The 6,705-nt window shown below is 56.9% G+C and carries 8 protein-coding genes; 6 read left to right on the top strand and 2 right to left on the bottom strand.

The genetic code is table 11. From position 1 onward, the window contains the following. Positions 1 to 315: 315 nt before the first annotated feature. From PSV43_RS03310 to PSV43_RS03285, 6 genes are all read left to right on the top strand, one after another. Positions 316 to 1,569, top strand: a complete 1,254-nt coding sequence (locus PSV43_RS03310; protein ID WP_300193754.1) for a type IV secretion system DNA-binding domain-containing protein — start codon at positions 316 to 318, stop codon at positions 1,567 to 1,569. A gap of 143 nt (positions 1,570 to 1,712) precedes the next feature. After that, positions 1,713 to 2,645 carry a zincin-like metallopeptidase domain-containing protein gene (locus PSV43_RS03305; protein ID WP_300193752.1) on the top strand — a complete coding sequence of 311 codons (933 nt, stop codon included), beginning with the start codon at positions 1,713 to 1,715 and terminating at the stop codon, positions 2,643 to 2,645. A gap of 54 nt (positions 2,646 to 2,699) precedes the next feature. Then, on the top strand, positions 2,700 to 3,626 hold the full coding sequence (locus PSV43_RS03300; RefSeq protein ID WP_300193750.1) for a replication-relaxation family protein: 927 nt from the start codon (positions 2,700 to 2,702) through the stop codon (positions 3,624 to 3,626). Between the two features lie 82 nt (positions 3,627 to 3,708). Continuing rightward, positions 3,709 to 4,779: a toprim domain-containing protein gene (locus tag PSV43_RS03295; RefSeq protein WP_300193749.1), complete on the top strand. Its 1,071-nt coding sequence runs from the start codon at positions 3,709 to 3,711 to the stop codon at positions 4,777 to 4,779. Positions 4,780 to 4,798: 19 nt separating this feature from the next. Beyond that, a complete protein-coding gene (locus PSV43_RS03290; protein WP_300193747.1) occupies positions 4,799 to 5,083 on the top strand; it encodes a hypothetical protein in 285 nt (94 codons plus the stop codon). Positions 5,084 to 5,335: 252 nt separating this feature from the next. Next, complete coding sequence (locus PSV43_RS03285) at positions 5,336 to 5,719, top strand: JAB domain-containing protein (RefSeq protein ID WP_300193745.1); 384 nt, start codon at positions 5,336 to 5,338, stop codon at positions 5,717 to 5,719. Positions 5,720 to 5,791: 72 nt separating this feature from the next. On the opposite strand, the gene PSV43_RS03280 is transcribed toward PSV43_RS03285, so the two are convergent. After that, complete coding sequence (locus tag PSV43_RS03280; RefSeq protein WP_300193743.1) at positions 5,792 to 6,244, bottom strand: hypothetical protein; 453 nt, start codon at positions 6,242 to 6,244, stop codon at positions 5,792 to 5,794. Between the two features lie 45 nt (positions 6,245 to 6,289). Then, on the bottom strand, positions 6,290 to 6,535 hold the full coding sequence (locus PSV43_RS03275) for a hypothetical protein (protein WP_300193742.1): 246 nt from the start codon (positions 6,533 to 6,535) through the stop codon (positions 6,290 to 6,292). Positions 6,536 to 6,705 lie beyond the last annotated feature (170 nt).

Raw genomic sequence — 6,705 nt, 5'->3', positions numbered from 1 at the left:
CCAAAACTGGGGGGGGCACTACTTGTATCACTAGTCACGCTGGTCATAAACACGACTTGGGTATCGCTAAAAGCCAAGTCAGTTGCGCCACCGCTATCGCTCACACTTAACAGATCATGCTATACTAAACCACACACAATCAGCCGCCGAAGCCAGTCGCTGATTACCCGCCGGGTTCGCCCACAACGCGTTTGCCCGGTGTCATTGCCGGGCAAGCACCAACACACGAGGGGTGACTTTCCGTCCGGCGGATCAATTCATGGAGCGGCGGCTGGCTTGAGAGGCATGAGCATCGATAATCACCTTCACATAGGCATGAGGCAGACGTGGGGCGGCAGTGAAGCGCCGTTCGATTTTGAAGTGTCGGATGCTCGCTACCATACCTATGTCATCGGCAAGACGGGTTCAGGAAAGACCACTCTGCTGCGCAATCTTATTCTTCAACTCATCTTGCAAGGCCATGGCGTGGGTCTCATCGATCCACATGGTGATCTAGCGGAGGAGTTGCTTGATCACATCCCACCCAACCGAGCGGAACAGACCGTCTATTTTCACCCCGGCGACCGCGAATTTCCTATCGGGTTAAATTTGCTCGCTCAGACCTCCCCAGAGGAACGCCACCTCGTGGCTTCGGGCATCGTGGGTGCATTCAAGAATCTTTGGCCGGACTCCTGGGGGCCGCGCATGGAATATATCCTGCACAACGCTGTGGCCGCACTGGCACATTGCCCCAACACCTCTCTGCTGGGCGTAAACCGCCTGCTCACCGACCCCATCTACCGCCGCTGGGTGATCGAACAGGTGGACGATCCATTCCTCCGCGATTTCTGGGAGGACGAATACGAAAGTTGGGATGCCCGCTTCCAGCGTGAGGCCATCGCCCCGATCCAGAACAAGGTCGGTCAACTGCTGCTCTCCCCTATCCTGCGCAATATCCTCGGTCAAGTGCGCAGCAAAGTGAGCATCCCCTTTGTCATGGATGAGCAACGTATTTTCATCGCCAACCTCGCCAAAGGTCAAATAGGCCACGATAAAGCCAACCTCATCGGTTCTCTGCTCATCACTCAGTTCCAGCTCGCCGCCATGGCCCGGAACCGCCAGCCCGAGCACGAGCGCCGCGACTTCTACCTCTTTGTGGATGAGTTTCAAAACTTCGCCACCGAGAGCTTTACATCCATCCTCGCCGAGGCACGGAAATACCGGCTCAATCTCACTCTGAGCCATCAATACATCGCCCAGCTCTCCCCCACCGTGCGAGAGGCCGTCTTTGGCAATGTGGGCACACTCATCGCCTTCCGCGTAGGCTTCAACGACGCCGAGCACCTGCACGGCGAATTCGGCCAGGAGTTCCAGCCCCGTCAGTTCGTGGATTTGCCCCGCTACGAAACCCTCATCCGCAATCAGTCCGCCGACGGCGACATGCACTTCCAACGCACCCGTCTCCACCCGCCGATTGTGACAAATCAAGGCCGCCGCGAGAGACTGATCAAGCGCAGCCGCGAGCGCTTTGCGACGATGCGTGAGATCGTGGAGAACAAGCTGAAGCGGTGGCTCAAGGACACGCATTGAGGCGCACCCCTTGCGTGATGCGCTGATAATTTGGTATGCTGATCGTGGATAGCTCAAGCGCCCAGGACTCCGGGTTGTCAGCCTGAAGCCCGCCTCACAACGAGGTCGGTTTCTTCTGACAATCCAAACAAGAAGGAGTCCCCATGAGCACCCTTGAGCAACGCAAAGATCCTTATCAGGCCGTCACGGACTTGATCATTGAACACCTCGAACGCGGCACAGTGCCATGGCATTGTCCATGGCAGCGTGACGTGGGCATCCCGCGCAACTTCCACAGTGGCAAAGCCTACAACGGCATCAATGTGTTGTTGCTCGGCCTGCGGCACATGCCAACCCCCTACTGGCTGACATTTCGTCAGGCTCAGGAAAGAGGTGGACATGTCCGCAAGGGTGAGCGTGGCGCACACGTCATCAAAGTCGGAGAATCGAAATCCTCATCATCTTATGAGAACGAAGGTTCCGACGACCCGGCACGACCCCAGCGCAAACGCCTCTTCCTCCGGGAATACACGGTCTTCAACGCAACGCAGATCGAAGGCATCGAGTTTCCCGCAACACCGGGCATTCCGGTACTCAGCCAGAATGAACGGATCGAAGCGGCCGATCAGGTCGTCGCCGAGATGCAGCTACCTCCCATGATCCAGGAAGGCATGAGCACCGTGGCCTGCTACCGCATGGCAACAGATACGGTTCACATGCCTGCCATCGCGTCGTTCGAGAGTGTCGAGGCTTACTACCTCACACTCTTCCACGAGTTGATTCACTCCAGCGGTCACCCAAAGCGGTTGAATCGCGAAAGCCTCATCAAGCATGACGGCTTCGGAGGGAAGGTCTATTCCCAGGAGGAACTCGTCGCCGAGATGGGCGCTGCATTTCTCGGGATGGAAACACATATCGTTAACGATGACCACGAGCAGTCTGCCGCCTACTTGCAAAGCTGGCTGGATGTCCTGCGTGCGAAGGAACACAAGCGATGGATCATCCTTGCCGCATCCCAGGCCAGCAAAGCAGCCAGCTTCATCCTCAACCGTGTCGCACGTTCAACAGACGGTGCCGGAATGACGATGGAGGCTTGAAACAAGAAGCCTCTCCACACCCTGGAGAGGCTTCATTCGTGATACAATCTATGCATGCCCAAATCACAGCAGCGGCTACCGCGCTTCACGCGTGATTCTGAGGCCGCTGGATCATTTCAAATCACGGCGCGAGACATCGAGATTCTCTGCCATGTCGCCGAGCACCGCTTCATCCGCTCCGAATGGCTCGTGAAGCTCATTAGCGGCAGCCGACAGCAGCTTTTGCGGCGTCTGAACTTGCTGTATCACCACAGCTACCTGGAGCGACCACGAGCGCAGCTCGACTACTATCACGAGGGCGGTTCCAAAAGCCTCGTGTATGGCCTCGCATCACGCGGCGCTGGACGACTTCGTCGCGACCTCGACATGCCCTTTCATCGCATGGACTGGACGACTCGAAACAAAAGTGTGGGCCGTCTCTTCCTGGAGCACACTCTCATGGTCAGTGACTTCATGACCTCTCTCGAACTCGACTGCCGCCAGCGTCCTGATGTTCGTCTGCTTTACGCTCACGAACTGCCTCAACCCAAAGGCCGAGAGAACCGCCGTGAACCTTTTCGCTGGATTGTTGATCTTCCCGGCAAGCGTCGTGTCGGCGTGGTGCCAGACAAGGTCTTCGCGCTTGAAGTGACGCATCCCGATGGTCGCATCGAACGCACCCACTACTTTCTCGAAGCGGATCAAGGCACGATGCCCATCGAACGTCGTGATCTTCGCCAAAGCTGTGTGCTGAGAAAGCTGAAGTCTTATGAAGGTACGTATGCCACTGGCATCCATCGAACCAGACTCGGCGCGGAACGATTTCGAGTGCTGATTATCACGCCGATGAGCATACGAGCGCAGAATATCCGCGAGGCGGTTGCCAACCTGGAGAAAGGGCGAAGGCTGTTTTTTGTGTTCAGCGATGATGATTGGCGAGCTTGTGACGGCGTTCTCAATCTCGTCACACCACATTCGCCAGCAGGAGTCAACTCCCGGTGATCCGAACTGCCTGATACCATGAGCTGCGGAGGTGTTTGCATTCTGCAAACGTCCCACAAACACCAACGCAAAGTTCATTATCATGCCCAAACAATTCATTGATTTTGGAGCGGTCAAAGCGGCCGTTTCTTTTCAGCAGGTGCTCGACCATTACGGCTTCACGGCCCAGATGCGCAGTACTCGCAACGGCGATGGCCTCGAAGGCCCCTGCCCAATTCACGAAGGCACCAGCCAGGACACCTTCAAAGTGACCCTGTCGAAGAACTGCTGGTTCTGTCACAACAGCTCGTGCAAGTGCGGTGGCAATCACCTCGACTTCGTTGCGAAGATGGAGAATTGCAATGCCCACGAAGCGGCGCTCAAGATCGACGAGTGGTTCAACCTTGGCCTTGCTGGCAAAGCGGACTCATCTCCGCAGCGCCGCGATGGTGCGCCGAAATCCTCGGCTCCATCAGCGCAACAGCAACCCATGCCACGACAAGGATTCAATGGCACGTCCTCACCGGCTGCCGAATCGAAAGTGGTGGAGGAGCCACAGGAAGAACCGGGTGAGAACGTCCCACTGTCCTTCAAATTGGAGAATCTGAAGACGGATCACACCTACTTCACCGAACGTGGACTGACACCGGAGACGGTGGCAGAGTTCGGCCTCGGCTTTTGTGCCAAAGGCACGATGTCAGGCCGGATCGTCATCCCGATTCACAACAAGGGTGGCGAACTCGTCGGCTACGGCGGACGCTGGCCGGGCCAACCGCCTGAAGAGCGTCCGAAATACAAGCTGCCGATGGGCTTCAAGAAGAGCGCGGAGGTGTTCAACCTCGACCGTGCTCAGATGGAGGAGAAAGGTTTGCCGTTGATCGTCGTCGAAGGATTCTTCGACGTGATGAAGCTCTGGCAACAGGGCTTTCATCGTGTGGTGTCGATCATGGGCAGTTCCCTGTCTCCCAAACAGGAAGAGCTTCTCCTGGAGGCATCGGCGGAGCGTTCGGGCATTCTGTTGATGTTCGATGAAGATGAGGCCGGGCGCATTGGCCGTGAAAAGGCTCTCGTGCGTCTGGCGCGGCGAATATTTGTGCGAGTGGTGCCACTTCCCCAGGAAGGCGCACAGCCTGATCACCTCACGGAGAACGAGCTTCATGCTCTGCTGGATTGAATTCACCCACCAACGGATCATGGAACGAGCCCCTGCGAAGCCCAAGTTCACCTTGGGTCTGGTCTGTGCCACACCGGAAGCGCTGACCACGCTTGCCACATTGGAGATCACCACCGGGCTGCTGCGCCACCAGCGCGGCGACTGGGGTGATCTCTCCCAAGAAGACATCGAGGAGAACGAGCTGTCTCTTCGAGAAGGATTCCGTCTTCTCTCCGCCTACCGTTCGGCTGGCGGCGAGAAGTTCTGGATCATCACCGAAGCGGATCGCTCCGCAACCACGGTGCTGCTGCCTTCTGAATACTGAATCGGCCAACAGGCCAGCCTCTCGCGACGCGCTTCAACGCAAAAGCGCCGTCTCGCTTCGAGCGCGAGAGTGTCATACCCGAAGCAACCTGCTACGAACAGGCGGACGGCAAAGGAGAGTGAAGTGGATCAACTGGAATTGTTCAAGCCCAATCTGTGGAAGCCATCCGTGCAGCGAAGACGAAACTCCGAGCCGCGAGAGTGGAAGGTCATCAGTCTGCGGGAGTGCCCTTCCCCAGAGTCACTGATGTCGATGGATCGCCCGGCCAAGGCCGTGGAATACTGGCACCAGCACATCGCCACCACGGCAGGATTCAATGCCGATGTGGAATGTGTCGCGGTGCTCGTGCTCAACACACGGCTGCGAATCAAAGGACACTACTTGGTGTCCGTGGGTTCGCTGAATGAAGCCATGGCGCATCCACGCGAAGTCTTTCGCGTGGCGATCATGGCCGCAGCCTATGCCATCGTGCTCATGCACAACCACCCCAGCGGAGATTCCAACCCAAGCGACGCTGACCGCGCCCTCACAAAGCGCGTCCGCGAAGCCGGGCAGCTTCTCCGCATCGAACTATGTGACCACATCATCGTGGGCCACCAGCGCCGCTTTTCGTTCAAGGAAAATGGCATGATCTGAAACCCCACGAAGATAAACAGCCCCGATCAGAGTTCAGTCTGATCGGGGTTTTCTTTGTGGTCGCTTTGTCTGCTACTTCTTTAACACACCATCAATGAAGTGGCGGAAGTCAGAGTCGAAGAAGGCTCTTCGCTCACTCCAGACATGTCTGGGAATCGGACGATGGAAGAAGTTCTGGATGTCCAGCTCCAGTCCTTCGAGGACGCTCACCTCCCCCTCCTGAATGGCCCGATACCAGCAGTGGAGATGAAACATGAGGAGCATGACGAATTGAGTTTCCTCCTGTGTGACTGGCTTGGTGTAAAGATCGGCGTGAGGGTCGCGAATGCGGGCCAGTTTGGGATTGTTCTGGCTCTCCTCCCAGATGTCTCGGTGTTGTTCGGTAAGTCGCACCAGATTCGATAAGCGCCGAGAACGTATGTCCTCGCGGAAACTGGCCGTGGTAAAAGCCAGACCGGCGATGATACCAGCAGCAGAGATCAGATCGAAGACATGACTGCCGATCCATGAAAACAGGCTGGGCATGATGCGCCCATTCTATCACACCAGGGATGGTTGACGCCAGTAGCCTCAGACCCGTGCGGGGATGTCGGCCTTGGCATCCACGAGGATGCGACGAGGCACACGGACGATGCGTTCGTCAGGGCCGCATCCGGCGGTGGCAGGCAGGAGCGATTTTGCGGCATCCGTCATGTCGATTCCAATGATGGCAAAATCGCCATCTTCGAGTTCCCAGATGTCAGGACAGTTCTCCAAAGCCGGGGTGCTTTGGCCGTTGGCGTGCGGATCAGGGCCGATGCGACGAAGGAAGGTCATGGCGTTTTTTGGGGGTGGTTTGTATCCTAGAATACTTGCTCTCATTTTGGAAGCAAGCGGTTTTGCTGGCAAAAAGCGAGCGTGAAGAAGCCACTCCACGGCAAGCGCTCCAAAATCTTCTGCGAACACATACGTTCGCTGAGAGAAAAAGTGGGCATGACGCAACGCGA

The sequence above is a fragment of the Prosthecobacter sp. genome (genome assembly GCF_029946185.1).
In the GTDB taxonomy this organism is placed as follows: domain Bacteria; phylum Verrucomicrobiota; class Verrucomicrobiia; order Verrucomicrobiales; family Verrucomicrobiaceae; genus Prosthecobacter.
The sequence above is the reverse complement of the archived record's forward strand: the minus strand, read 5'-3'. Positions and strand labels throughout refer to the sequence as shown.